At 54.3% G+C, this 25,863-nt stretch carries 18 protein-coding genes, 1 tRNA gene, 1 other RNA gene and 1 pseudogene; 20 read left to right on the top strand and 1 reads right to left on the bottom strand.

The window, feature by feature from the left end; translation table 11 throughout:
• Positions 1-4: 4 nt before the first annotated feature.
• From AC1931_RS06545 to AC1931_RS06585, 9 genes and pseudogenes are all read left to right on the top strand, one after another.
• The gene (locus AC1931_RS06545) at positions 5-3,106 is read left to right on the top strand and encodes an O-linked N-acetylglucosamine transferase family protein (RefSeq protein WP_483876445.1); all 3,102 of its coding nucleotides are present in this window, start codon (positions 5-7) and stop codon (positions 3,104-3,106) included.
• Between the two features lie 344 nt (positions 3,107-3,450).
• Positions 3,451-3,861: pseudogene (locus AC1931_RS06550) on the top strand (flagellin N-terminal helical domain-containing protein); the annotation flags it as partial.
• Between the two features lie 567 nt (positions 3,862-4,428).
• The gene (locus AC1931_RS06555) at positions 4,429-4,758 is read left to right on the top strand and encodes a flagellin (RefSeq protein WP_483876928.1); all 330 of its coding nucleotides are present in this window, start codon (positions 4,429-4,431) and stop codon (positions 4,756-4,758) included.
• A 129-nt stretch (positions 4,759-4,887) separates the two neighbouring features.
• Positions 4,888-5,244 carry a flagellar protein FlaG gene (locus AC1931_RS06560; RefSeq protein WP_483876446.1) on the top strand — a complete coding sequence of 119 codons (357 nt, stop codon included), beginning with the start codon at positions 4,888-4,890 and terminating at the stop codon, positions 5,242-5,244.
• 50 nt (positions 5,245-5,294) lie between these two features.
• Entirely contained in the window at positions 5,295-6,914 is a 1,620-nt protein-coding gene (fliD, locus tag AC1931_RS06565; RefSeq protein WP_483876447.1) for a flagellar filament capping protein FliD, read from the top strand.
• A 4-nt stretch (positions 6,915-6,918) separates the two neighbouring features.
• A complete protein-coding gene (gene fliS, locus AC1931_RS06570) occupies positions 6,919-7,371 on the top strand; it encodes a flagellar export chaperone FliS (protein ID WP_483876448.1) in 453 nt (150 codons plus the stop codon).
• Positions 7,372-7,414: 43 nt separating this feature from the next.
• Positions 7,415-7,813 carry a hypothetical protein gene (locus AC1931_RS06575; RefSeq protein ID WP_483876449.1) on the top strand — a complete coding sequence of 133 codons (399 nt, stop codon included), beginning with the start codon at positions 7,415-7,417 and terminating at the stop codon, positions 7,811-7,813.
• A gap of 205 nt (positions 7,814-8,018) precedes the next feature.
• Positions 8,019-8,684: a flagellar brake protein gene (locus AC1931_RS06580; protein ID WP_483876450.1), complete on the top strand. Its 666-nt coding sequence runs from the start codon at positions 8,019-8,021 to the stop codon at positions 8,682-8,684.
• Positions 8,685-8,693: 9 nt separating this feature from the next.
• Positions 8,694-9,356: a PilZ domain-containing protein gene (locus tag AC1931_RS06585; RefSeq protein WP_483876451.1), complete on the top strand. Its 663-nt coding sequence runs from the start codon at positions 8,694-8,696 to the stop codon at positions 9,354-9,356.
• 28 nt (positions 9,357-9,384) lie between these two features.
• On the opposite strand, the gene AC1931_RS06590 is transcribed toward AC1931_RS06585, so the two are convergent.
• Positions 9,385-10,404, bottom strand: coding sequence for a GGDEF domain-containing protein (locus tag AC1931_RS06590; RefSeq protein WP_483876452.1), 1,020 nt, complete (start codon positions 10,402-10,404; stop codon positions 9,385-9,387).
• 382 nt (positions 10,405-10,786) lie between these two features.
• Here AC1931_RS06590 and AC1931_RS06595 point away from each other — a divergent pair, with 382 nt between their 5' ends.
• The 11 genes from AC1931_RS06595 to tkt all read left to right on the top strand — a co-directional run bounded on the left by AC1931_RS06595 (position 10,787) and on the right by tkt (position 25,861).
• A complete protein-coding gene (locus tag AC1931_RS06595) occupies positions 10,787-12,649 on the top strand; it encodes a hypothetical protein (protein WP_483876453.1) in 1,863 nt (620 codons plus the stop codon).
• Positions 12,649-12,939: an EscU/YscU/HrcU family type III secretion system export apparatus switch protein gene (locus tag AC1931_RS06600; RefSeq protein ID WP_483876454.1), complete on the top strand. Its 291-nt coding sequence runs from the start codon at positions 12,649-12,651 to the stop codon at positions 12,937-12,939. The genes AC1931_RS06595 and AC1931_RS06600 overlap by 1 nt, the downstream gene beginning before the upstream one ends.
• Positions 12,940-13,138: 199 nt before the next feature.
• Positions 13,139-13,226, top strand: a tRNA-Ser gene (locus tag AC1931_RS06605).
• 375 nt (positions 13,227-13,601) lie between these two features.
• Positions 13,602-13,699: signal recognition particle sRNA small type (gene ffs, locus AC1931_RS06610), an RNA gene on the top strand.
• Positions 13,700-13,743: 44 nt separating this feature from the next.
• Positions 13,744-15,468: a DNA polymerase III subunit gamma/tau gene (gene dnaX / locus AC1931_RS06615; protein WP_483876455.1), complete on the top strand. Its 1,725-nt coding sequence runs from the start codon at positions 13,744-13,746 to the stop codon at positions 15,466-15,468.
• Between the two features lie 101 nt (positions 15,469-15,569).
• Positions 15,570-15,884, top strand: a complete 315-nt coding sequence (locus AC1931_RS06620; RefSeq protein ID WP_483876456.1) for a YbaB/EbfC family nucleoid-associated protein — start codon at positions 15,570-15,572, stop codon at positions 15,882-15,884.
• A 318-nt stretch (positions 15,885-16,202) separates the two neighbouring features.
• Complete coding sequence (gene recR, locus AC1931_RS06625; RefSeq protein ID WP_483876457.1) at positions 16,203-16,802, top strand: recombination mediator RecR; 600 nt, start codon at positions 16,203-16,205, stop codon at positions 16,800-16,802.
• 87 nt (positions 16,803-16,889) lie between these two features.
• Positions 16,890-20,471 (top strand): pyruvate:ferredoxin (flavodoxin) oxidoreductase, encoded by a 3,582-nt coding sequence (nifJ, locus tag AC1931_RS06630; protein ID WP_483876458.1) that lies wholly within the window; start codon positions 16,890-16,892, stop codon positions 20,469-20,471.
• 340 nt (positions 20,472-20,811) lie between these two features.
• Complete coding sequence (locus AC1931_RS06635) at positions 20,812-22,116, top strand: pyridoxal phosphate-dependent aminotransferase (RefSeq protein ID WP_483876459.1); 1,305 nt, start codon at positions 20,812-20,814, stop codon at positions 22,114-22,116.
• A 27-nt stretch (positions 22,117-22,143) separates the two neighbouring features.
• Positions 22,144-23,520 (top strand): glutamate--cysteine ligase, encoded by a 1,377-nt coding sequence (locus AC1931_RS06640; RefSeq protein ID WP_483876460.1) that lies wholly within the window; start codon positions 22,144-22,146, stop codon positions 23,518-23,520.
• Between the two features lie 349 nt (positions 23,521-23,869).
• Positions 23,870-25,861: a transketolase gene (tkt, locus tag AC1931_RS06645; RefSeq protein ID WP_483876461.1), complete on the top strand. Its 1,992-nt coding sequence runs from the start codon at positions 23,870-23,872 to the stop codon at positions 25,859-25,861.
• The last annotated feature ends 2 nt before the right edge of the window (positions 25,862-25,863 follow it).

Raw genomic sequence — 25,863 nt, forward strand, 5'->3', positions numbered from 1 at the left:
GCTTATGTTGACATCTTCAGAATCCAAACACCCCGCAAGCGCAACGGTTGAACAAGAACTCCAGCAGACGGTAGCAAAGGTGATGCAGCAAGCAGTAGCTCACCATAAGTCGGGAGAAATCCAGGCGGCTGAAGAGCTCTACCGCGGGGTTATTGACGTACAGCCTGACCACCCGGACGCAAATCACAATCTCGGGGTTCTGGTGGTCCAGACCAGAGAGCCGCAAGCGGGCCTCCCTTTTTTGCAGACTGCCCTGGAAGCGCAGCCCGAGAATGAGCAGTACTGGATGAGTTATATTGAGGCGTTGATTCAGGATAAGCAGCTCACTGTCGCGGCAGAGACCCTTGTCCTCGGACGCAAGCACGGGTTGCAGGGCGACAAGGTAGACCAGCTCGCAGCGCAACTGCAAATCGATCATCAGCAGTTGCCGGCACCGTCTGAAGATCCCCCGCCCGGACCTTCTCGGCAGGACATCAAGAAATTAAACAGTTTGCAGCGTAGAGGAAGACTTTCAGCGATTGAGGCTTTTGCCCGGGATCTGACTGTACGCTTTCCCGAACATAGTCTGGGTTGGAAGGTTCTGGGGGTGGTTTTAATTCAGCAAGATGCAGGCGATGAGGCATTGCAGGCGTTGCAGCAAGCTTCGACGCTGCTGCCGGAAGATCCGGAAGTTTTGAGCAGTTATGCCGAACTGTTGAGAACCAGGGGACGGCTGGCCGAAGCAGAAGAAAATTTCAAAAAAGCCCTGAAGCTGGCCCCGGAACTGTGCATAACCCTGAACAACTATGGAAACCTGTTGCGGCAACAAGGTCGTTATGCCGAAGCAGAAGAGTGCTTTCGCAAGGCATTGCAGCAAAAGGAAGATGCGGCAATTCATAATAATATGGGAGCAGCGTTGTTGGATGATGGTCGCATCGTCGAGTCCGAAGCCTGCTTTCGGCGCGCACTGAAAATATCTCCCGGGTATGCGACGGCCCGGCTTAATTTAGGCGTCAGTCTGCGCAAGCAAGGCCGCCTGGTCGAAGCGGTAAAAGAGCAGCGGCGAGCAGTTAAGCTTGAGCCCCAAAACACGGAACATTTTAGTAATTTGTTGTTTACCTTGAATTATTCAAGCAATACGGCCGACTATTTTCTTGAAGAAGCCCGGCAGTTTGGTCAGGTTGTGGCAAAAAAAGTGAAGGCGCCGTTTTCTTCCTGGCAGTGTGAAGCGCAGGCCGAGAGGTTGCGGGTCGGTTTTGTGTCTGGCGATCTTTACAACCACCCGGTCGGCTTTTTTCTGGAAAGCCTTCTCGGGCACTTTGATTCGGCGCGTATTGAGTTGATTGCCTATCCGACAAACCCCAAAGAAGATGATCTGACCTCGCGCATCAAACCCCTGTTTGCCGCATGGCGACCGCTGTTCGGATTGAGTGATGAAGCCGCCGCTAAAAAGATCCGCGACGAAGGAGTGCATGTTCTGTTCGATCTGGCCGGACACACCAGCCACAATCGCCTGGCGATGATGGTTTGGAAGCCGGCGCCTATTCAGGCCAGCTGGCTGGGCTATTTTGCCACGACCGGAGTCGAGGCGATCGATTATTTTATGGCCGATGAGGTCGGGGTGCCGGAACTTCACCAGAAGAATTTTTCCGAATCCATCTGGTATCTCCCTGAGACCCGGCTCTGCTTCAGCGCACCACACCAGAAGGTTTCCGTGTCACCATTGCCGGCGTTGAAAAACGGCTATGTGACCTTTGGCTGTTTTCAGCAATACACCAAGGTCGGGGATGACGTACTGACTCTTTGGAGCGCCATTCTCGCGGAGCTTCCAGAGTCGCGTTTGCGCTGGCAATGTAAACAGCTGGGGGATCCGCAGGTTGTTGAACAGCTGCATGCACGTTTGAAAAAGCTGGGCATCAATCCCTCACGGGTCGAGACGGTTGGGCAAGTGCCTCGCGAAGGCTATCTTGCAGCACATGGCAAGGTTGACCTGGTGCTCGACAGTTTTCCGTATCCGGGCGGCACAACGACCTGTGAAGCCTTGTGGATGGGCGTGCCGACGGTCACCCTGGCCGGAGAATCGCTTTTGTCCCGGCAGGGCGCCAGCCTGCTTACAGCTGCCGGACTGCCGGACTGGATCACAGCGAGCCCGGAAGAATATGTAGTGAAAGCCGTTGCCATGGCCGGCGACCTGGAGAGCTTAGCGGAGCTGCGAGCCAGGTTGCGCGAGCAGGTCCTTGCCTCGCCGCTGTTTAACGCAAAGCGCTTTGCCCGGAACTTTGAGGACGCAATCCGGGGCATGTGGGAGCAAAAACGCCCCGGGAAAGACTGTCTGGCGCAGCGGGACTTTGATGAAGAAACCGCGAGTCCGGCTCAAGACGATAAGCCGATCATGAATTTTTTTAATCCGGTCCACTGGGGGACTAAGGATCCGGCGCTGTTCAATGACCTGATGCGCAAAGCGTCAGAGCAGACCACCGCCTTTCACTATGGCGACAACATGTTTGTTTTTCAGCGCAACAACTCCATGCTGAATGATCAACCCTTTATGCAGTCCTGGAAGGAAAATGCCATTACCCCCCCGGACCAGACGATCATCTGGCGGCGCTATATCCTGTCGATGGCAGCTTTTCACTGTCAGCATCTTGATGGTGATTTTGTCGAATGCGGTGCCTATCAGGGTGTTGGGGCTAAGACCGTCATTGATTACCTTGGCGGTAGAGATTTTCCTAAAACATTCTGGCTTTATGATGTCTTCGAGCATAATGAAAAGATGGTAAATCATTCCATGCAGGCCCACGGACCACAACTCTATCGGCAGGTTGTAAAACGCTTTAAGGACTATCCGAATGTTAAGATATTAAAAGGGTTTTTGCCGGATGTTCTGGCAGAAGGTGCGCCGGAAAAGATCGCTTATCTGCATCTTGACCTGAACCAGGCGCCGGCGGAGATCGCTACCCTGGACGCCCTGTTCGAGCGGGTGGTGCCGGGCGGGATGATCATCCTCGATGATTACGAAATGGTTTTTTACCGGGCGCAGAAACTGGCGGAGGACGAATGGTTCGGCAAACGCGGTTACAAGGTATTTCCGCTACCAACCTCCCAGGGGTTTGTGATTAAAAGGTAAGGGTGGATGGTCTTCACAGGGGCGTGCTGCCGCACGCCCCTGATTTATTTCATCGGGCAGCGTTATTTCCTCTTCGGTCACCGTCCGGGCAATCACAGCGCTCTGTTCCTGCAGCAGATAATGCAAAATTATTTCTCTTTTCCCCTAAAGTTTTTCTAAGAGCCGGTCGAAAAGCCCACCAACGGGAAATCCAATCCGGGAAAAGGAGGTGATGGAACAGGACAGGAGCGGATACCATCCTAGGTTAACCAGCAGCAAAACCCCACAGGCAAAGCAATCATCTTTTGCAATGCCAACAACTTTTGGGCACGGATGCCCAACAAACAACTTCATGGAGGAACATCATGGCTTTAACAATCAACACTAACGTCGCTTCCCTTAACGCTCAACGTAATCTGGGTCAATCACAGGGTGCTCTGTCGAAATCGATGCAGCGCCTCTCTTCCGGTCTGCGTATCAACTCCGCCAAGGATGATGCTGCCGGTCTGGCTATTTCCGACCGCATGACCGCGCAAATCCGTGGCCTGAATCAGGCTGCCCGTAACGCCAACGACGGTATCTCCCTGGCGCAGACCGCTGAAGGTGCCCTGCAGGAAAGCACCAATCTTCTCCAGCGCATGCGTGAACTGGCCGTGCAGTCGGCAAACGATACCAACAGCCAGTCCGACCGCGACTCCCTGAATGCCGAGGTAACTCAGCTCAAGGCCGAACTCAATCGTATCGCTGATACCACCGAGTTCAACGGTCGCAAGATTCTCGACGGTACTTTTGTCGGCGCAACCTTCCAGGTGGGTGCCAATGCCGGTACGAACCAGACCATCAGTTTTGATATCGCTGGTGCCTCCGGTGCTAATCTGAGTGCTGTGGATGCCGGAACCGTTACCGGTACAGCAGCAAGCTCTGATTATGTTCCAGCAAGCTCCGATTATGTTGCTGAAAGCTCCGATTACCAGGCTGCTGCCGCTGCAACAGGTGCTGGTGCTACCAACACCACACTCTCCTTTACTGCTGATACAGATGGAACCGACGGCAATGCGATCACTATAGCTCTGGTAACCGGTGCTGCCGCTTCTGATGCAGGTGTTTCGGTGAGTGGTAGTACTATCACTTATTCTGCGGTAGACATCACTGCAGTATCCACAGCTGACATTGCATCTGCGATTAATAGTGACGGAACCGCTGGTGCTTTGGTGGATGCAGTCGGTACAACTGATGCTGCAGCAGCAGAAGCATCAATCTCCTTGTCCGGTGGTCTCGAACTGATCGGTACTCCTGAAGTCGGTACTGCGCAGGTGGGTACTGCTGCCAGCACTGACTATGCGGTGTCCGGGGCAACGGTACTGATCAATGATCTCACCATTGCATCAGCCAGTGACTCCTGGGTCGCTATTGACAGCGTCGACCTGGCCCTGTCGCAGATCAGCACCATCCGTGGTGATCTGGGTGCGGTCCAGAATCGTTTTGAATCAACGATTGCCAACCTGCAGAATGTTTCCGAGAATCTCTCCGCTGCCCGCAGCCGGATTCTGGATGCGGATATCGCTCAGGAAACCTCAGCGATGACCAAGAACAACATCCTCCAGCAGGCTGGTGTTTCCATTCTGGCGCAAGCCAATCAGATGCCGCAACTGGCTCTGAGCCTGCTCGGGTAATTATTAACCCGTAACCGGTGAGGGGTACGCCGTACCCCTCACTATCTAGGTAGAACAAAACCGGGAATCGGACGTTAATTCCGGTTCCCGGCTTTTCCTGTTGATTGGGAGTGTCACGAGGAGACGCTTATGAATGTCGAGAGTTTAGTCAATGTCAGCACCCAGAGTACCGGTCAATCATCCTTCAGTAAGGGCGCCGACCTGGTCAATGAGGCCCGCAAGCAGAAGCAGGAAGTCGCCCGCGACAGTGGCAACAAGCAGCAGAAAGTTCAGCCGGAAGAGCTGCTGCAGCAGATCAATGCCCTGACCGAGGAAGGCCTTTACAGTGTCCGTTTTGAGAATGATCGAAGCGGCGGGGGCATGGTGGTGAAAGTCGTGGATCGGGAGACCAACGAGGTGATTCGGCAGATTCCGCCGGAGGAGCTTATGGATCTGACCAAGCGGTTGAATGATTTGCGCGGCAATGTTGTCAACACCGAAGGGTAGAGAAGTTTACTAGTGCTGGATGACGTGTAAGGATCTCGGGAGATTTAGTTATGGCAATCACATTTGGCGGACTCGCGACCGGGTTGGACACCAACAATATCGTCCAAGAATTGATGGCGCTGGAGCGCCGGCCAATTACCCGTCTGGAAACGGACAAGTCCTGGTACAACTCGCGGCAGCAGGCCTATTCAGCCTTTGATGCGAGGCTGAAGAGCCTCCTGGCAGCAGCCGAAAACCTCGAATCTTCCGAAAATCTGCTAAAGAATACAGTGACATCGTCCAGTAAGGATTTTTTCTCTGTGAGCGCCGGGGCTGAGGCTCTGCCGGGCGCCAGTTATCAGGTGGAAGTGGTTTCTCTGGCGCAGGTGCAGAAGAGTGTCAGCCAGGGCTATGTTGATCGAGCCGCTGCTGTTTTTGCGTCGGGGGAACTGACCCTGACGGTCGGCGATGCCGAACCATTGACCATTGCTGTTGATGAAAGCAACAATTCCCTGTCCGGGATCATGCAGGCGATCAATGCGGCTGATGCCGGGGTCAGTGCGGCGATTATCAATGATGGCACGGACAGCCCCTATCGTCTGGTGCTGACGGGGCAGGACCCCGCGACGAGTTTTTCGCTGGTGTCCGGTGTGGCCGGCATCAGTGGTGATATCAGCGCGCAATTGCAAAGTGGTGGTTTTGCCAGTGCCGACAAGGCCTATTTCGGTAGCGGCACCCTCGATTTGTCAACGGGGCATCAGATCACCCTTGCCGGCGAAGCTAACTCCCTGACCGACGTGATGGACGCAATCAACGCGGAAACGGCAACAACCGGAGTCACAGCCGAGATAGTCGCCGATGGCGATAATGTCGTTCTCTCCCTGAGCGCCGGTGCGAGCATCACGACAACAGCGTTGAGCAGTACCTTCGGCCCATTGACCATGGCTGAAACGCAGGCCGCAACACGGGCGCATATTCGGGTTGATAATGTTGATATCTATGCCGACGGGAATTCTCTGGATGAAGCGATTCCAGGGCTCTCTCTTAACCTGAGTAAGGCCGAAGAGGGGACAAAGACGACGGTTTCCGTGGCCCTTGATGAAGCGGCGATCAAGTCACAGATCCAGGGATTTGTGAAGGGCTACAATGATGTCATGTCGTTTATCCGTGATCAGTCCGTGAAAGCGGGATCCTCCGGCGGGATCCTCAGCGGCGATTCCGGCATGTACAATATCAAGATGCGTCTCCAGAGTTTGTTGACGATCGGGGTCAGCACGTCCGGCAGTTTGAGGGCCCTGTCACAGCTGGGTTTGGAGACCCAGAAGGATGGCACCGTCAAACTAAATGACGAAACCCTGACCGACGCAATCAGGGAAAATCTCCCCAGTGTTGAGAAATTACTGGTCGGTGAGGGAGAGACAAGCGGGGTTGCCGTTAATTTTCAGGACTATCTCAAAACGATGACGGATTCTGTCGATGGGTTGCTGTCGGCAAACAAAAAGAGTACCGAGGCCAACGTCAGACGTATTGATAGCCGGATTGAACAGATCGAGATGCGGCTGGAAAAAAAGGAAGAAACCCTTCGTAACAGGTTCAACGCCCTTGAACAGCTGGTCAGCGGGATGAATACCCAGAGCACTTTTCTGACCCAGCAGTTTGATCTGCTTAACAACATGATGACGAGGAAGTAATAATATGAATGCCTATGCCAATCAATATCAGAATAATCAGATATTAAATGCGTCACCGGAGCAGATTCTGATCATGCTTTATGATGGGGCGATCCGCTTTACCCGCCAGGCGATCCTCGGCATCGAAGAAAATCGGCCATCCATGAAGCTGGAGGGCATCAGTCGGGCGCTGGCAATTATTGCTGAATTTTCCAACACCCTGGATCGCGACATAGGTGGTGAGATCGCCGAGAATCTTGATGGACTTTATCATTTCATGATGCGTGAACTGATTGGTGCGCGTAGCGAAAACAGCATTGCCAAGTTGCAGGTAGTGGAGGAATTGCTCCTTGATCTGCGGACAACCTGGTCTGAAGCGATCGAGATCAATCGTCAGACTGCTATGGCTGCTCGAGGCCCGCAGATGGCAGGCAGTTCATCTGTTGATGGGCACCGGCGCCTGACCGTATCCATGTGAGTTTCTAGATCATGGTAGCGCAGTATCAAAAGGAGCCTTGTTGATGGAACAGTGCCTGAACACATCAATTGAACAGTATCGAGATATTATTGCCCACGCGCGGCATCTTGAAGCTTTACTGACGGATGCAGATCCGGTGGCGTTACAGTTTTATACAGAGCGCCTGCAGCAGTTGCAGGACGATGCCGGTGTTAACGATGAGCGCCTGTTTGAGTTGTATGCTGCCGACAGCGAATACTGGAAAGAACATCCCCTGTTTATTGAGCGCAATGAATTACTCGAGCAGATTGTAGAGTTGAACCATTTGCTATTGCCAAGAATTCGTGGCATCATGGCCGTCATTGCCAGTGAATTGTCGCAAATCAAGAGTGGTCGTACCGCCGTTGCCGGTTATCATCGCCCGGTCTCCAGTCTCCCTGCCGCCGCACGTGGGGTGGGGTAATGTAAGCGCGAGCGACCTTTCTATTGACGCAGGAATATCGAAAATCCAGTAGGCACACTTCATTAGAAGCAATTCCCACTGGATTTTTTGTTGGCCCCTGACCCCTGTATTCTGTATTCTGTATTCCTGAACTCAAAATTCTGCTTTCTCAATGTCAACGCCCCGCTGCTTGTTGCGGGGGAACTTACTTGAAAAGTGACAAGCCATGTCCGTACTCGATCATCTTAAGGACTACCGTGTTGTCAAGGTGACTCTTCCCCTTGAAGGGGGTAAACATGTCCATCTGGATGGGGTCGCCAGACTCACCTCAGGGCTGCAATTTGAGATCACATTTCTGCCGGATCAGCTCGAAAAACTCTCCCTCGATAAAGAAACCACCTGTCGGGTCATGCTTGATATCGCCGGCGAGCACAAGTCAATCACGGCGCGGATTGTTGACCAACCGACCGCCGAGCGCTTGTTGTTGGAGCAGGTTGAAAGTTTTGTTCATAAGCAGAAGCGTGAATATTTCCGGATAGATGCCGATCTCTCGGTGAGTTATTGGGTGATCGACGCGGAAAACCCGGTGGCCAGTTCAGTTGCCAGCTCGGTTAATATCAGCGGCGGCGGGATTCGCCTGCCGGTGACCCGGCAACTGCCTGCCGGATCGCGAGTTGGATTTGAAATCGTGATTGATGATCCGGCGGCGGTGATTGAGTGTGTCGGTGAAGTGGTGGCTTATTACGATAATGGTGATGGACCGACGGCGGCATTTAAATTTATCGGGTTGGAAGAAGAGGATCAGGATGCTATTGTCTCCTTCTGCCTGGCTGAACAGCGCAAACAACTGCGCCTCAAGGTGAAGGTGATTGGCCCCCCTGCACAGGAATAGTACGCTCGCATGTCGATTCTTGATCATCTTGACGATTACCGCGTTGTAAAAATCACCCTGCCGGTTGAGGGGGGTGCTGTCGCTCAACTAGATGCCGTGGCGCGGGTAACCAAGGCACCACAATTTGAAGTGATCTTCTTAAAGGGCCAGCTCAAGGAGCACGCCCTTGATCCCACCGTGTTATGTCGTATTGCCTTTGACGTTGCCGGCGCTGTTAAATCGATCCAGGCCCGCATAGATCATCAGCCGGCTGCTGACAAGCTGGTGCTGGAGCTGGTAGAGTCTTTTTCCTATCTACAGAAGCGCGAGTATTTCCGGGTTGATGCCGAGCTGGTGATCAGCTGGTGGCAACTCGAGGATGAGGATGAGGAAGCTGCCGTGAACACGGTGCAGGGCATTGCCAATATCAGTGGCGGCGGGGTACGTTTTCCGGTTGCTGAAAAAGTCGAGCGCGGGGTGCGGACCGGAATGAAAATCCTGCTCAATGTGGATACGCCGATGATTGAGTGCGTTGGTGAGGTAGTGGGAAGTTACCTGCTTGGCCGTGACCATTCCCTGGCGCTGAAATTTGTTGCCATTGAAAATGATGACCGTGACGAGATTGTAGCCTTCTGCCTGGCCGAGCAGCGCCGACAGTTGCGGCTTAAGGTTCAGGTGTTGGACAGTCTTTAACTTCCAGAATACAGAATACAGCGTTAAACTAAACCCGCCCTGCCAGTGCCAGGTTGCCAGTCAGGTTTCCCACCATATTGTCGGCGTTAAACAGCGGGCAAAAATCCCCAGATACATCAGCATTCAGTAATTCATTACAATGCCAGATTTCGGTACGATTACGGCCATTACGCTTGGCGTGGTAGAGGGCCTGGTCGGCCTGCTCAATCATCAGATCAACCTCGCCGCGATTCATGTCGGAGGAACTGCCGATGCCGATACTGACAGTCACTGGCTGATGGTCCAGGGGGAGCTTGCGTGAGGCCACAGCGATATTTCGATGGATGCGCCGGGCGAGGATGTCTGCATCGCAAGCGGCGGTATCAGGAAGAATCACGGCAAACTCTTCACCGCCGTAGCGGCAGCAGATATCGGTGTCACGAGATGATTTTTTAATCGCCGCGGCGACTTGTTGAAGGATGTGATCGCCGGCCTGGTGGCCGTGGATATCATTAACCTGTTTAAAATGATCAAGGTCGATCAACAGCAATGAATAAGGGCTTTGCGTGCGCCGGCTTCGGGCCATGGCCTGGGTCATGCTCAGGTCAAAGGTGGCACGATTGCCGATGCGGGTTAAGGGGTCAGTCAGGGCCATGCGCTGCAGCTCTTCCTGGGCATCGCGCAACTCACGCAGGCGCTCCCAGCGCTGCAGGTGGCGCTTGATGCGGGCACTGAGTTCCTGTTGATCAATCTGCAGTTGCAGGGCATCGCTGGCACCGAGTTCAAAACCTGCAAGAACGTTCTGCTGGTTGTCGGCGAAGGCAATAAGGGGCAGATCATGCCACTTTTTTTGTGCCTGCAGACGATGTATCCAATTATTTTCCGGGTGCAACCGATTAACCGTCCAGCAGATCATGTCGGCCGGCGCACTTTTCAAGCGCCGGAACAGATCGGCAATGGTGGCAATGGGAGTAACCCTGCTAAACAGGCCGGTTGCTGTCAACTGCTTGACGATTTGCTTTTGCTGGCTATTGTCGCTAGCCATGACCAGAGCGGTAGCGTTCATCATAGGGTGGCCTTTACTCAATTCATTTATTGCACTATCAGGATGTAACAGGCTTTTCGGGTGCTGACAGAAAAGTCTTTAGTTTTTTTGATGTTAATGCGAACGCCATGCCAGTTTTTATTGTGTTGGAATTTCAAGGTGTTCGGTGGCAGCCAAGGTCCTGTTGACGATCTGTTGACGCAGTTGAGCCGTGACAGGACCGATGTCACTGATTTGACAGACCGATTTAGGTCTTTTTTCAACCTTCTGCAACCAGGCACCAAGTCCGCCAAGAAAAACAATAATAATTCACCTCAGGCTTTCTTCTCCTGGTGTTCTGGGAGCCCTGGTGGCTGACAGGGCGTTTTTCCTTTGCTACTGAGGGTAAAAGTTCGATAATAGTCAGATGGACATAGCTTCTATCCCTTCTCCACCTAATCTGTTTCTGCTCCCTTCGTTGCCAACCGTCAGTTCGGCCTCTGGTGTTGTCGCCGGCTTGCGCCCGGAACAACTGGTGCGTGCTCTGGTGGTGGCTACCGGGGCGCGGGAGGAGGTACTGCTTGAAATTGGCAATGAGCTCTTCCGGCCAGTTGGGACTCGCCCGTTGCCGCCCGGTCAGATCCTTGATTTACGCATTATCCAGACCACGCCACGACTGGAAGCGCTGGTCCTGAATAATCGTCTGCAACAGCAGCTGGCGGTGCGCCTGCCGGCCTTGTCGCAGCCTTTTGACTGGTCAGGACTGCTGGAACGCTTGCAGCGTCCGGAATTGACCCGGCACCTAGGTTCGTCAGAACAAACCCTGGTGGTTCAGCTGCGCCAGCTGCTCGGCCCCGGGTCGGATCATTTTGCCCGGTTGCGGGAGCGGGTTGATCAGCTGGTCGTGCAACTGCGAGGGTTGCGGCATGGGGGCGAAATTTTTGCTCGTCCCACAACCTCACAATTTGCCGCTGTGCCACCCGCTGTGCCGCTTGCTGCTGCTCCTGCGCCTGTTGCCCTGTCGACCACAAATTCTCCCGCGCTGGTGGGATCCACAGAGCAATCGCGACTAGTGGTGCAGTTGTTGGGGCGCTTGCAGGTGCAATTACTGCCGTTGATCGAGCTGGGTGGCGAGAACATGTCAAAAGATTGGCAGAGGGCCACCGCTGAAATTTTTTCCCAGTTGCGTCAACATGCTGACATTCGTTCCCTGCCGGCTTTGCGGACACCGGAATGGACGCAAGCACTCCAATTGCTCCGCCATCATCCGGGGGTTACCAAACAGATCGCCGGGCAGGCGACAAGGCTGCTGGCGCAGTTCGAACAGCTAGCCGGTGCAGCGCAGGCGGAGCCGGTGGTGGTGCAGCCTGATTCCCGGGCCGCCGGGGGAGTCCCTGGACAACTTGCTGCGTCCCCCTCTTCAGTGACCCTGTCGCTTCCGCCGCCACAACAGGATGTGTATAAGGCGCTGCAACCCGTATTACAGGAACTCAAAACACTGCTGGGGGTCGGCAGTGTTGTGCCCCGCGTCGCTCCGGCGCTGAATCCGCCGCTGACGCCTGATCTGCTGGGGAAAATTGACGGCCTGACGGCGCAAATCCATCAATTGTTAACCCGCGAAGGGGTTGCGCCTTTGTTGCAACAGGGTCTGCAACTGGTGGCGGTTCAGTTGCAGCAATTGACGGCAGTTCCTTCGGTTCCGGCGCAGGGCGAGGCGTTAGGGCTCTTGTCCCAATTTTTTGGTCTGCACCTTGAGCGCGAGCTGCTGCTGGGCAAGCAGAAGCTCGCGCTGGCTAATCTCAAACAGACCCTGCTGACCTTGCAGCAGAAAAGTGGTGAGGATTTACGTGAACCGCTAAATCGTATTGAGTTGTTTCAGCTGTGTAAAGCACGCTTTAGTGAGACGCAGTTGCAATTTCTACCTTTGCCTCTGGTAGGTCTGAGTGACGGTTACCTGGTTGCCGGCCGCCAGGAGACCGCAGAGCATGAGAAATCTGCGCAAAATCAAAAAGAGGAAGTAAGGATTTCCCTGTCGTTGCGTCTCTTAAATCTCGGAAGTATGCGCGTCGACCTCAATCTGTTGCCCGATCAGGGGTTGGTGGTGCGCCTGGCCTGCGAGGATCGCCGCAAGATGGAATACCTCAAGGGATGTGAAAATGAACTTGCCGCCGTCTTGTCGCAGTTGAAACTGCGTCAGGTTCACTATAGCGCTGATGCCCAGCATCCTTTAAAGCAGCTGCAGCAATCGCTGTTGCCACACCAGCACACCCTGCTTGACACGAGGGCCTGATGAACAGAAATACTCAACCATTACGCGCTGTCGCCCTGCATTACGACCAGAAGGCATTGACCGGTCCCAAGGTGGTGGCGGCCGGGCAGGGGGATTTCGCCCAGCGCATTATCGCGGCTGCCAAAGTGGCCGGCGTCGATATTGTTGAAGATCCCGATCTGCTCGAAGTGCTGGGGCGGGTGCCGGTGGGGGAGGATATCCCGCCCGAGCTGTTTCAGGCGGTGGCCGAGATTCTCGCGTTTTTGTACCGGGTTAACGGACGCTTCGGAGTTGAGGAAGGTGAGGTCTGAATATCGCTGCATGGCCCTGCAACTCCCAATCCAGAAGACACGATTGTCCCCCCCAGGGCTATCCGTGGCCGTTTGACTGTCGCCGTCCATGGCGACAGACACCCTTGCCATGGGAGCCACAAGTTCATGCGGAGTCCTTACGTCGATTGAGAAATAACTTTACAGCCTCATTTTGGTTGGTGTATCTTCCCGGTTTCGCGGAGAGGTGACCGAGAGGCCGATGGTGCTCGCCTGGAAAGCGGGTGTAGTGAAAGCTACCGGGGGTTCGAATCCCCCCCTCTCCGCCAGTTATTTAGCACAAATGCTTCGGGGATTCGAAGCGAAGCGAACGCTGACTTAATGTCAGAAGAGCGGCCATGGATGGCCGCGGCAGTGAGCGTAGGGGAGCCGACGCAGGAGCCGCCGTGATGGCGGTGACGTAGTGGGCGAATCCCCCCCTCTCCGCCAGATTTCAAACGGCTGAAAAATCTCCCCCAGCTGCGTTTCTCTCACCCCCGCTGCAACGACGTATGAGTCAATACGTCTTATGCCGCGTGAATTCGAGGGCCTTGCTGGTGAAGTTTTTGAGCCGTTTGGTGAACGTTTGGTGGTATGTAAAGGCGCCTTGCAGAAGGTTCTCGATATAGACTACATAGGTTGAAAGTGTTGCCGGTAGAAGTGACAGCCGGGTCCTGCGCAACAGGCGGCCGTAAACCCCGTCAGGCCCGGAAGGGAGCAGCGGTAGCGGTTTGAATGTGTGCCGCGGGGGTACCCGGCTGTCTCTTGTATCGGCAATTTTTTTCCTGCTAACAGATGGAGCTCTTCATGTCGTATCTGGTTCTGGCGCGCAAGTGGCGTCCACAGCTGTTCGACGATCTGGTCGGCCAGGAGCACGTCAGCCAAACCCTGAAAAATGCCATCACCACTGATCGGGTGCATCACGCCTTCCTCTTCACCGGTGCGCGCGGGGTTGGTAAGACCTCGGCGGCGCGGATCTTCGCCAAGGCTCTGAATTGTGAACAGGGAATCACCACCACCCCGTGTGGTACCTGTTCCTCCTGTGTTGAAATCACCTCCGGTCAGGGGATGGATGTCCTCGAAATCGATGGTGCCTCCCACAATGGCGTCGATGATATCCGCGAGCTACGTGATGCGGTGCGTTATCTGCCGTCCCGGGGGCGCTATAAGATTGTTATTATCGACGAAGTGCATATGCTCTCCAGCAGCGCTTTTAATGCGTTGCTGAAGACCCTCGAAGAACCACCTGCCCACGTTAAATTTATTTTTGCCACCACCGAACCCCATAAGATTCCGGTCACCATTCTGTCACGCTGTCAGCGCTTTGATTTCAAAAAAATCAGCATCACGGCGGTACAGGCACGCTTACAGTACATCGCCGGCGAAGAGGGAATCACCATTAGTGATGTCGGCCTTGCCGCTATTGCCCGTCACGGTGGCGGCAGTATGCGCGATGCCCTGTCGGCTTTTGATCAGGTGATTGCCTGCTGCGGTAATGAGGTGGCGGATGAGACGGTGCAGCAGATTCTCGGTCAGGTCAGCAGTAAGCTGCTGCTGGATACCCTGACCGCCATTGTTGAACGCAATCCACAACAACTTCTGACGCTGGTGGCGCAGGTTGATGACCTGGGACATTCCTTTCGCCAGTTCTGTCAGCAGCTGGTGGCGCTGGTGCGCGGCCTGGTGATTCTCAAGGTGATTGCTGAGCCGGGAGAACTGCTCGACTTCAGTGAAGGTGAATTGACCGAATTGCGTCGTCTGTCCACGCCCCGCCCACTCGATGAATTCCAGCGGATTCTGGCATTTTTGCTGCGGACTGAAGCCGAGTTGGCGACGTCCTCTTTTTCACGTCTGACCATGGAAATTGCATTGGTCAAGCTGGCGACGTTGCCCACCGGGATTGATGTTGCGACCCTTATCCAGCGGTTGGAGGGTCTGGAGGAGAAATTGCTGGCGCGGGTTGAATGTTCTGCTCCCACGCCTGTTGCAACCCCGGCTGTCGGCGAGAGCCATGTCGCCGCATCTGCTTCAGTGGGGGCGAGCCACGGGTCCGACCTCCCCCCCGAGTTGCCGCCGCTACCGGAGGAGCCTGAGGAAAAAAAGCCTGAAGCTCAGCCGGCTGAGGAACAATCAACAGGCAGCTGGGCAGGATTGGTTGAATTTGTCAAAAGTCGGCGGCGTCCACGCATTTCATCATTGCTTGAACAGGCCAGCCTGTTGACGCTGGAGTTGCCACTGCTGCGGATCGCCATGCCGGCCAAGTTTTTTGGTCTGGCTGATAGTGAGATGCAGCAGAATCTGCAGGGGCTGGCTGCGGAATATTTTTCTGTACCTGTAAAAATCGAGATTATCAAAGGTGCCAATGGCGAACCCCAGCCCCCATCACTGCATGAGGAGCGTAAGCGTCAGGAGAGCGACCGCCAGCGCAAGCTGCGCGAGAATGCTCTTGAGCATCCGCTGGTAAAATCGGCTCTGGAGATTTTTGGTGGTCAAGTGGAAAAGGTAACCCCCATCGACAAGGGTTTTGTATAGTAATCTGTATCTGTTCAGTGCCGGGTCAGGGATCCTGAGCAAAGGACAGGGCTGAATAGTGAAGATTACAATGGTTTCTACTCATTTAAAAGGAGAACGTCATGGCAAAAGGACTGGGCAACATTATGAAGCAGGCTCAGCAGATGCAGGCAAAAATGGCCCGGATGCAGGAAGAGCTGGCCACCAGAGAAGTTGAAGCGACCGCCGGCGGCGGCATGGTGACCGCGCGGGTTAATGGCAAGCAGCAACTGCTCGAGCTGAAAATTGAAAAAGCGGTGGTTGATCCCGAGGATGTCGAAATGCTCGAGGATCTGGTCATTGCCGCAGTCAATGAGGGCATGAAGAAGAGTCAGGAGATGGTACAGGAGGAGATGAGTAAGATTACCGGAGGCATGAATATCCCGGGGATGTTTTGATGGTGTCGCAAAAACTCACCATCAGCGGCGTTGCTGCGAATGTTTCACCGCTTCGACGTACGTAAGTACGCCTCATTGTTCAACAATGGCGCTTTTCATTTGGCGTTTTTTGCCCAGCCATCCAAGTAAGATGCTTTTTGCGAAAGCATTAGCTTTTAACGCCGATAAAAAAAGATTGAGTCAACCCCTTTCTGCGTGGTAGTGTTGTCTTTGGTCAGACCAATGCACCATCATTCTTTTTGGTCTCATTGTAGTTTTTTAGCTTCCCTGAAAACAATGTTATAAAAGCATAAACCATTAGATTTTGGAGATAAAATTGTGCTAGGCTCCCTCCCGTCCTTCGCTCGTTTAGAAGCTGAACTGGGGAAGTTGCCGGGGATCGGTGGCAAGACGGCGGCGCGTTTGGCTTTTCATCTGTTGCGCACATCGGATTCTGAGGTTGCTGCGCTGGCTGATGCTCTGCTGGAGATGAAACGCAACGTCCGCTTGTGCGAGAAGTGCTTTCATGTTGCTGAAGAACAACTCTGTGGCATCTGTGCAGCTGAACAACGTGACCAGCGCCTGCTTTGCGTGGTTGAACAACCTCAGGATCTGCTGGCGATTGAGCGCAGCCATTCGTATCGCGGTCTGTATCATGTACTGCACGGGGTGTTGTCGCCCCTGGATGGGATTGACCCGGAGGATTTGAAGATTCCACAGCTTGAGCAACGCCTGGTCACCGAGCCTTTCGATGAGGTGATTATCGCCACCAACTTCAGCGTCGAAGGGGAGGCAACGGCCCTGTACCTGGCGCGCCTCTGTCAGCAACGTGGGATATCGGCCAGTCGTTTGGCCCACGGCATCCCTTCGGGCAGTGGTTTGGAATATATCGATGCCGGTACCGTGCAACATGCGGTCTCCGGTCGCCGCACATTATGAACCAGCTTGATTTGTATCATGAGTGAAGTTCCTTTGTTCTTTTAATTGAAAAGAACACCATTTACCTAACTTACACAGGAGGTATGCATGTCTCGGAAAATGGTCAATATCGACGGTAATGCCGCAGCGGCGCATGTTGCTCATGCGACCAATGAGGTGATTGCCATCTACCCCATTACCCCGTCATCGGTCATGGGTGAGATCTCCGACGCCAAAAGTGCGGTCGGTGAGAAGAACATCTGGGGCACCGTTCCCAAGGTGGTTGAATTGCAGTCAGAAGGGGGCGCCGCTGGTGCCGTCCATGGTGCGCTGCAGGCCGGTGCCATGACCACAACCTTTACTGCATCCCAGGGACTGCTGTTAATGATCCCCAACATGTTCAAGATTGCCGGTGAATTGACCCCGACCGTCTTCCATGTGTCGGCCCGTGCCATTGCTGCTCAGGCGCTGTCGATTTTTGGTGATCACTCCGATGTTATGGCCTGCCGCTCGACTGGCTGGGCCATGTTCTGCTCCAATAATCCGCAGGAAGTCATGGACTTTGCTCTGATTTCCCAGGCAGCAACTCTTGAATCCCGGGTGCCTTTCCTGCATTTCTTTGATGGTTTCCGTACCTCCCATGAGGTTCAGAAAATTGAGGAATTGTCACGTGACGACATGCGTCACATGATCGACGATGATCTGGTGACGGCCCACCGCGAACGTGCCATGTCACCGGAACGTCCAAAACTTCGTGGTACCGCCCAGAATCCCGATGTGTATTTCCAGGGGCGTGAAACGGTTAACCCCTACTACGAAAAAGTGCCGGGTATTTTGAAGGCACAAATGGACAAATTTGCCGCCCGTACCGGTCGCCGCTACAACCTGGTTGATTATGTCGGTGCTCCTGATGCCGAGCGCGTTGTGGTGATGATGGGTTCCGGCGCTGAGGCGATGGAAGAAACCATCAACTATATGGTTGCCCAGGGCGAGAAAGTAGGGATGATCAAAATCCGCCTGTTCCTGCCGTTCCCGATTGAGGAGTTCTGTAAAGCTATCCCTGCAAGCACCAAAAAAATTGCCGTGCTGGATCGCACCAAGGAACCTGGTTCTATCGGTGAGCCGCTTTATCAGTCGGTGCGTACTGCGATCGGTGAAGGCATGGTTGAGAATCTGACCAGCTTCTCAGGCTACCCGTCTATCGTCGGTGGTCGCTACGGTCTGGGCTCCTTCGAGTTTAACCCGGGCATGTGCAAGGCGGTTCTTGACAACCTGCTCAAGGACAAGCCGAAGAATCATTTTATCGTTGGCTTCAAGGACGACGTGCTTGGCAATAGCCTCGACTTTGACGCGAATTTCCGGGTCCCCTTTGACGGTTATGCCGCCATGTTCTTCGGTCTGGGTTCTGATGGTACCGTTGGCGCCAACAAAAACTCGATCAAGATTATTGGTGAATGTACCGACAACAAGGTCCAGGCTTATTTCGTTTATGATTCGAAGAAAGCCGGTACCATGACCACCTCTCACTTGCGTTTCGGCAAGAACGAGATCAAGAGTATTTATCTGATCACTCAGGCCGACTTTATTGCCTGCCATAATTTCTCTTTCCTTGAGAAATACGACATGCTCAAGAACGCCAAAGAAGGTGCGACCTTCCTGCTGAACGCGCCTTATGACAAGGACGAAGTCTGGGGCAAGCTGCCGAAAGCGGTGCAGCAGCGCATCATCGACAAAAAGCTCAAGTTCTTTGTTATTGACGGTATTCATCTCGGCGAGAAGATTGGCCTTGGTGCACGGATCAACGTCATCATGCAGACCGCCTTCTTCAAGATCTCCGGCATCATTCCGGAAAGTCAGGCGATTGCGCAGATCAAGGACGCCATCGACAAGACCTACGGTAAGGCCGGCGAGAAGGTTCTGGCAATGAACAAGCAGGGCGTTGATGCCGCTCTCGAAAATATCTTTGAGGTCAAGGTACCGACCGTCGCTGACAGCAGTATCGACATGCAGACCGGCAAATGGGGCGCCTACCCGGGCCTGGTTTCTTCAACCCTTGGGCCGATCATTGATGGTGTCGGTCACGAACTGCCCATGTCGGCCATGCCGACCGACGGCACCTTCCCGACCGGAACCGCTAAAATCGAGAAGCGCAATATTGCTGTCAATATACCGGTATGGGATGAAGATCTCTGTATTCAGTGCGGGATCTGTTCCTTCATCTGTCCGCATGCGGCGATCCGCATGAAGATTTATGACGAGAGCGCCCTTGCCGGTGCCCCGGCCACCTTTAAGGCGGTTGCTCCTAAAGGTAAGGATATGGACGGCAAACGTTACACCCTGCAGGTCGCCCCTGAGGATTGTACCGGTTGTGGTGCCTGTGTTTACAATTGTCCGGCCAAGAGCAAGGAAAACGAAAAACACAAGGCTATCAACATGACCTTCCAGGCTCCATTGCGCGCCAGCGAAGCAGCCAACTTTGAGTTTTTCCTGAATCTGCCTGATACCGATCCGGTATTGGTCAATCGCAACACCCTTAAGGGAACTCAGCTGTTACCGCCGTTGTTTGAGTTCTCCGGGGCCTGTGCCGGTTGTGGCGAAACGCCTTTCGTCAAGCTTTGTTCCCAGTTGTTCGGTGATCGTATGCTGGTCGCCAACGCGACCGGTTGTTCCTCTATTTATGGTGGTAACCTGCCGACAACCCCCTGGACCACGCGCAAGGACGGCCTTGGGCCATCCTGGAGTAACTCCTTGTTTGAAGATAACGCCGAGTTCGGCTACGGCATGCGTCTGGCCATCGACAAGAGCACGGAATATGCCCGTGAGTTGCTGACCAGCAACATCTCCTGTGGCTGTGCCGCCTGTCAGGGCACCGCTGATCTCAAGCGGGCTATCCTCGACAGCACCCAGGAGACCCAGGAGGAGATCGAACTGCAGCGTGGCCGGGTTGCCAAACTGCGGTCAATCCTCGAAAAATGCACCCACGAAACCGCCAAGCCGCTGCTGGTGAATATCGACTTCCTGGTTGTCAAGTCGGTGTGGATTCATGGTGGCGATGGCTGGGCCTACGATATCGGTTACGGCGGCCTTGACCATGTTCTGGCTTCCGGCGAGAACGTCAATGTCCTGGTCATGGATACGGAAGTGTATTCCAACACCGGTGGTCAGGCTTCCAAGTCGACACCTCTGGGTGCAGTTGCCCAGTTCGCTGCCGGCGGCAAGCGTCAGCCCAAGAAGGATCTCGGGATGATGGCCATGTCCTATGGCAACATTTATATCGCGCAGGTCGCTCTTTCCAACCCGGCTCAGGTGGTCAAGGCGTTCCTTGAGGCCGATTCTTTTGACGGCCCTTCACTGATCATTGCCTACAGTCACTGTATCGCCCATGGTATTGCCATGGACAGCGCGATCGAAGGCTGTAAGGAAGCGGTAGCATCCGGTCACTGGCCGCTCTACCGTTTCGATCCGCGTCTTGCGGATCAGGGCAAGAACCCGCTCCAGTTGGACAGCAAGGAGCCGACCATCTCTTTCGAGAATTATGCTCTCAAGCAGAACCGCTATCGGGTTCTCAAAAAGGTTGCTCCGGAAGCTGCTCAAAGCCTGATGGACGATGCCAACAAGATCACTTCCAATCGCTATCGCCTTTACAAGCAGATGGCGGAAATGAGCTACGGCGGCGATGAGGGGAAATAGTCCCGTCCTGCACTAGATCATGAACCAACAGGCCCCTGGTAAGATTTCCAGGGGCCTGTCTTTTTCTCATGCTGGTCAGCAAGGTTTGCTGCCGGCAGAAACATTTCTTGACTTTGTTATAGCGCTGTGATAATCAGGCTCCAACTTTTTAACGAAGGAAGCAGCATGAACCATCTATCTGCAGCGGCGACCCGAGCGATGACGGCGGCAATAATCCGTCGGAAGTCTGTCCATCACCCTTAAGCGGGTGACGCCGCGCAGGTATGACTAGCATCAACCCGAGGCCATGGACAGATCGTCCGTGGCTTTTTTTCGTTTTAGCTTCAGGGAGAAAATACAGATGCGTAACAATATTGTGCATATCGGAGCCGGCGAGCTGACCTACGAAATTCGCGCCATTGTCACCATAGCCGAAAAAATGCAGAAGCTCGGTCTCAAAACCAATATGGAAAATATCGGAGACCCTATTGCTAAGGGAGAGAAAATTCCGCTGTGGATGAAGGAGATTGTTGCGGATCTGGTCATGCAGGACTGTTCCTATGGTTATTGCGCAACCAAGGGGTTGTTTGAAACCCGTCAGTTCCTTGCCGATATGACCAACAAGCGCGGCCATGCCCAGATCTGTGTTGAGGATATCATCTTTTTCAACGGCCTCGGTGATGCAATTCAGAAGGTTTACGGCCTCCTGAAGCGTGAAGCGCGGGTGATCGGGCCGTCACCAACTTACTCGACCCACTCCTCGGCAGAAGGCGCCCATGCCGGGCTCAAGCCGGTGACCTATCGTCTGGATCCCGATAATCACTGGTACCCCAACATGGATGATCTGCGTCAATCGATCAAATACAATCAAGCAGTTTCCGGGGTGCTGATTATTAATCCTGACAATCCCACCGGTGCAGTGTATCCTGAGCGGATTCTCAAGGAGATTATCGCCCTGTGCAAAGAGTACGATCTGTTTTTAATCTGTGATGAGATTTACCATAACCTCTGTTACAACGGCATGAACACCCTACCGATTTCCGATTTGATCGGCGATCTGCCGGCCATCGCCATGAAAGGGATCAGCAAGGAATTGCCCTGGCCGGGTTCGCGCTGTGGCTGGATAGAGGTGTATAACGCTGACAAGGATGAAACCTTCAAGCGTTACGTCGACAGTATCATCAATTCTAAAATGGTCGAAGTCTGTTCCACCACCCTGCCACAGAAGGCCATTCCGCGCATTTTGAGTCATCCCGAATATCCGGGGTATCTGGCCGAGCGGCGTGATCGCTATGAGCATTATTCCAACATCGCCTATGATATGCTGAAGCTGATCCCCGGCCTGAAAGTCAACCGCACCAATGGCGCTTTCTATATGAGTGTGGTGTTTGAGAGTAATCGATTGACAGGCACCCAGAGCCTGCCGATCAAGAGTCCGGAGGTCAAAACACTGGTCGAACAGCTGGTCACGGCACCGGGAACCCAGACCGACAAGCGCTTTGTCTACTATCTGCTCGGAGCCACCGGCATCTGTGTGGTGCCGATATCTTCTTTCTGCACTGACGAACGGGGTTTCCGGGTGACCCTGCTGGAGCGCGATGAAAAGGAATTTACCCAGATATTCACGACCCTTGCTGAAGCGATCAATACCTATCTTGAATCTTGATGGCGTGCTTTTGAAAGGCCAGGCAGAATGAGTCAACAGAAGGATCAGGCAGCGTTTAGCCCCAGCGATTATATCGAGCGTCCGGCACAGTTGGTCGATTTTATTCTGCGGGGAGCGCGTCCGCGCGATGAGTGGGGGATCGGGCTGGAAACCGAAAAGCTGGTGGTTGATCGGGCTACCGGTGAAGCGGTTGCTTATGAGCGCATCCGTGAGCTGCTGGCGCGTCTTGATGGAATTGGCGGCTGGCAGGGGGTTAATGAGGGGGCTAATCTTATTGGCTTGCAGGGGAAACGCTCGTCAGTGACCCTTGAGCCCGGCGGGCAGCTCGAGCTTTCCGGAAAATTCTGCTGTGATATCCACTGCAGCTGGCGTGATCTGAATCGTTATCGCCAACATATTGTTGCAGTAGGCGAGGAACTGGGACTGCTGTTTCTTGGCCTCGGAACGCACCCCTTTACTCGTCTTGATGAGATTTCCTGGCTGCCGAAGGGGCGCTACCGGATCATGTCGCAGTACATGCTCAAGACCGGTGATATGGGACAGCGGATGATGAAACAGACGGCCGGCACACAGGTCAATCTGGATTTCTCCGATGCTGCCGATTGCGCCCGTAAGCTGCGCCTGTCCCAACGCTTAAGTGCGGTCGCCTACGCGCTGTTTGCCAACTCACCATTGCTCGATGGAAAACCGAGCGGATTTTTATCCACCCGTGGTGAGATCTGGTCGCGCACCGATAATGATCGCTGTGGATTGATCGAGAAACTGTTGAATCCCACTTCCGGGGTGGATGATTTTGTCGCCTATGCCCTAGATGTCCCCCTCTATTTTATCGAGCGTAATCAGCAGTATATTGATATGACCGCCAGCCGTTTTACCTTTCGCCAGTTTCTTGACAGTGGTTGGAATAGCGAGCGTGCTACCTTCAGGGACTGGAATCTGCATCTGTCAACCCTCTTCCCCGAAGTGCGTCTGCGTCCGCAGATCGAGGTGCGTAGTGCTGACAGTCTGCCACCACGTTTTACTCCTGCCGTAGCGGCCATTTACAAGGGTTTGCTTTATAGCGAAGAGGCCTTGCTGGGGGCTGAAGCTCTGCTGATGTCACTGCCACGCGAGGAATTTGTCAGTCTCTACCAGCGCTCCTGGCGTGACGGTTTCGCTACCCGCTATTCAGGAGGCACCCTTGGCGAAATCATCGCTGAATTGCTGAAGCTGGCCCGAACCAGCCTGCAGCAGCAGTTTGCCGCAGCCTACAGCGGAGCGGATGAGAGTCATTTTCTTGATCCCTTGCAGGAACTGGTCAAAGATCAGGAGACCCTGGCGGAGCGGCTGCTTAAGCGTTGGCCGGCAACCAGGGCAGACCAGTTAAAGCTGCTGATCGAACATTGTGGCTACCGGGCAAAATAATAAATCGACTCAGTACCCAGACTGTGCATTCCCACAGTCGCTGTCCGCCTATTCTGGATCGTCAAAATACGAAAAGGCACGTGGTTTTGCGCTACGTCGTTGATTAACATGGGAACCATCAGCAGCGTGGTGTGGCAGTCATTCTGTTGATGGAGAACGCAACATACCTCCTTTTCAGTACCGGGCCAGTGTCGGACCACCTCCTCCGACATTGGCCCATTTTTTTTGATCTTTCTTCCTGATCTCGCTGTGCTCCGTTAAATCTCTCTTTTTTTAAGACTTTTGCTTGATTTGTCAGGGCTAAAACTGGTTGAATACGGGCCTTAAAAAACCGCCAAAGGAGCCGCGCATGTCCCATGTTCAATTGAATGACCCTATCGTCCGTCAATCCATCGATACCATCCGTCTGCTGGCTGCAGATGCCGTTGAAAAAGCCCAGTCCGGCCACCCGGGAACGCCTATGGAGGCTGCCCCTATTGCCTATCTGCTGTACATGAAGTATCTGCGTCATAACCCCGGCAATCCTGACTGGGCCGGACGCGATCGCTTCATTCTTTCCTGTGGCCACGCTTCAGCCCTGATCTACAGTATGCTGCATTTGACAGGTTATGATCTGTCGCTGGACGAGATTAAAGCTTTCCGCCAGTTTGGCAGCCGGACCGCCGGTCATCCGGAGTTTGCCCATACGCCGGGGGTTGAAACCACCACCGGGCCGCTGGGGCAGGGGGTGTCGGTCGCTGTTGGTATGGCCATGGGCGGGCAGTTTCTTGGTGAGCAGGTCGATGCTGAGCTTTTCGATTATCGTACCTGGGTCATCTGTTCCGATGGTGATCTGATGGAAGGGATTTCCGCCGAGGCCGCTTCATTAGCCGGTCACTTGAAGCTGGGACAGCTCAATTATATCTATCTGGATAACAAGATTACCATTGAAGGGGCTACCGATCTTGCCTTCAGTGAAGATGTTGGTGCCCGTTATCTCGCATATGGCTGGCATGTTGAACGGGTTGATGGCGAAAATCTTGCTGAAATCGATGCCGCTATGGCCCGCGCTCAACAGGACAAACGCCCATCATTGATTGTCGCCCGTACCCACATCGGCATAGGTGCCCCCAACAAGCAGGATACGGCCGATGCCCATGGCGCGCCCCTGGGTGCTCAGGAACTGGCGTTGACCAAGCAGGTCTACGGGCGTGATCCGCAAGCCACCTTTGTGGTGCCGCCGGCGGTAGCTCAGCATATGGGCTCCTGCCGTGAGCGCGGAGCTGCCCTTGAGCAGCAGTGGCAGCGCCTGTTCGACAGCAAAAAAGGTCAGCCGGTGGTCAGTGCCTGGCAGCAGGCAGTGCAGGGTAAACTGCCCCAGGGGTGGGATGCCGAGCTGCCGAGCTTTGCCGCCGGCGATGGTGCCAAAGCAACCCGCCAGGCCAGTGGTGCAGTGATCAATGCTCTGGCTGCGAAACTGCCGTTTCTGATCGGTGGTTCAGCGGATCTGGCACCGTCCAACAACACTGAAATCAAGCTGGCCGGTTCATGGGTTCCCGGCCACAGTGATCGTAATATCCACTATGGTATCCGTGAACACGTGATGGGTGCCATTCTCAATGGCTTGTGCCATACTCCCGGCCTGCGTCCCTTTGCGGGCACCTTTTTTGTTTTTGCCGACTACATGCGCCCGGCAATCCGTCTGGCGGCTCTGATGGAACTCGATCCCATCTATGTCATGACCCATGACTCTATTGGTCTGGGTGAGGATGGTCCGACCCACCAGCCGGTAGAGCATCTCGCGTCGCTTCGGGCCATGCCCAATCTGACCCTGATCCGTCCGGCTGACGCCAACGAAACCGTCGAAGCCTGGAAGGCGGCTATAACCAATCGCCGTGGTCCGACCATGCTGGTGCTTTCGCGCCAGGGATTGCCGACTCTTGATCGCAGCCGCTATGGTGCGGCAGCAGGATTGCTGCGCGGTGGCTATGTGCTGGCGCCGGAAGCAGCAGAACTGCAGTTGATTCTGATCGCCAGTGGTTCCGAGGTTCAACACGCCCTGGCAGCGCAGGAGATTCTTCAGGCTGAAGGGGTCGGTACGCGGGTTGTCTCTCTGCCGAGCTTTGAACTGTTCGATGCTCAGGACGCAGCATACCGCGAGCAAGTGTTGCCGGCAAAATGCGTTGCACGGGTAGCGATGGAAGCCGGCAGCAGTTTCGGTTGGGAGCGGTACGTCGGGATGCAGGGGCGGGTTATCGGGATGACCGGCTTCGGGGCCAGTGCCCCGGCCGGGGTCCTGATGAAGCATTTTGGCTTCACCGCTGAGAACTTTGTTGCGGTGGCCAAAGAGGTGCTTGGCTAAGG

The sequence above is a fragment of the Pelovirga sp. C15f genome (assembly GCF_057178085.1).

Excerpts from the sequence above, each read along its gene's own strand:
- tkt (WP_483876461.1), top strand. The coding sequence starts at position 23,870 with ATGTCCCATGTTCAATTGAATGACCCTATCGTCCGTCAATCCATCGAT.
- AC1931_RS06585 (WP_483876451.1), top strand. The coding sequence starts at position 8,694 with ATGTCGATTCTTGATCATCTTGACGATTACCGCGTTGTAAAAATCACC.
- AC1931_RS06590 (WP_483876452.1), bottom strand. The coding sequence starts at position 10,404 with ATGATGAACGCTACCGCTCTGGTCATGGCTAGCGACAATAGCCAGCAA.
- AC1931_RS06575 (WP_483876449.1), top strand. The coding sequence starts at position 7,415 with ATGGAACAGTGCCTGAACACATCAATTGAACAGTATCGAGATATTATT.
- dnaX (WP_483876455.1), top strand. The coding sequence starts at position 13,744 with ATGTCGTATCTGGTTCTGGCGCGCAAGTGGCGTCCACAGCTGTTCGAC.
- AC1931_RS06595 (WP_483876453.1), top strand. The coding sequence starts at position 10,787 with ATGGACATAGCTTCTATCCCTTCTCCACCTAATCTGTTTCTGCTCCCT.
- AC1931_RS06600 (WP_483876454.1), top strand. The coding sequence starts at position 12,649 with ATGAACAGAAATACTCAACCATTACGCGCTGTCGCCCTGCATTACGAC.
- AC1931_RS06620 (WP_483876456.1), top strand. The coding sequence starts at position 15,570 with ATGGCAAAAGGACTGGGCAACATTATGAAGCAGGCTCAGCAGATGCAG.
- AC1931_RS06640 (WP_483876460.1), top strand. The coding sequence starts at position 22,144 with ATGAGTCAACAGAAGGATCAGGCAGCGTTTAGCCCCAGCGATTATATC.
- fliS (WP_483876448.1), top strand. The coding sequence starts at position 6,919 with ATGAATGCCTATGCCAATCAATATCAGAATAATCAGATATTAAATGCG.
- fliD (WP_483876447.1), top strand. The coding sequence starts at position 5,295 with ATGGCAATCACATTTGGCGGACTCGCGACCGGGTTGGACACCAACAAT.
- AC1931_RS06545 (WP_483876445.1), top strand. The coding sequence starts at position 5 with ATGTTGACATCTTCAGAATCCAAACACCCCGCAAGCGCAACGGTTGAA.
- nifJ (WP_483876458.1), top strand. The coding sequence starts at position 16,890 with ATGTCTCGGAAAATGGTCAATATCGACGGTAATGCCGCAGCGGCGCAT.
- AC1931_RS06580 (WP_483876450.1), top strand. The coding sequence starts at position 8,019 with ATGTCCGTACTCGATCATCTTAAGGACTACCGTGTTGTCAAGGTGACT.
- AC1931_RS06560 (WP_483876446.1), top strand. The coding sequence starts at position 4,888 with ATGAATGTCGAGAGTTTAGTCAATGTCAGCACCCAGAGTACCGGTCAA.
- AC1931_RS06635 (WP_483876459.1), top strand. The coding sequence starts at position 20,812 with ATGCGTAACAATATTGTGCATATCGGAGCCGGCGAGCTGACCTACGAA.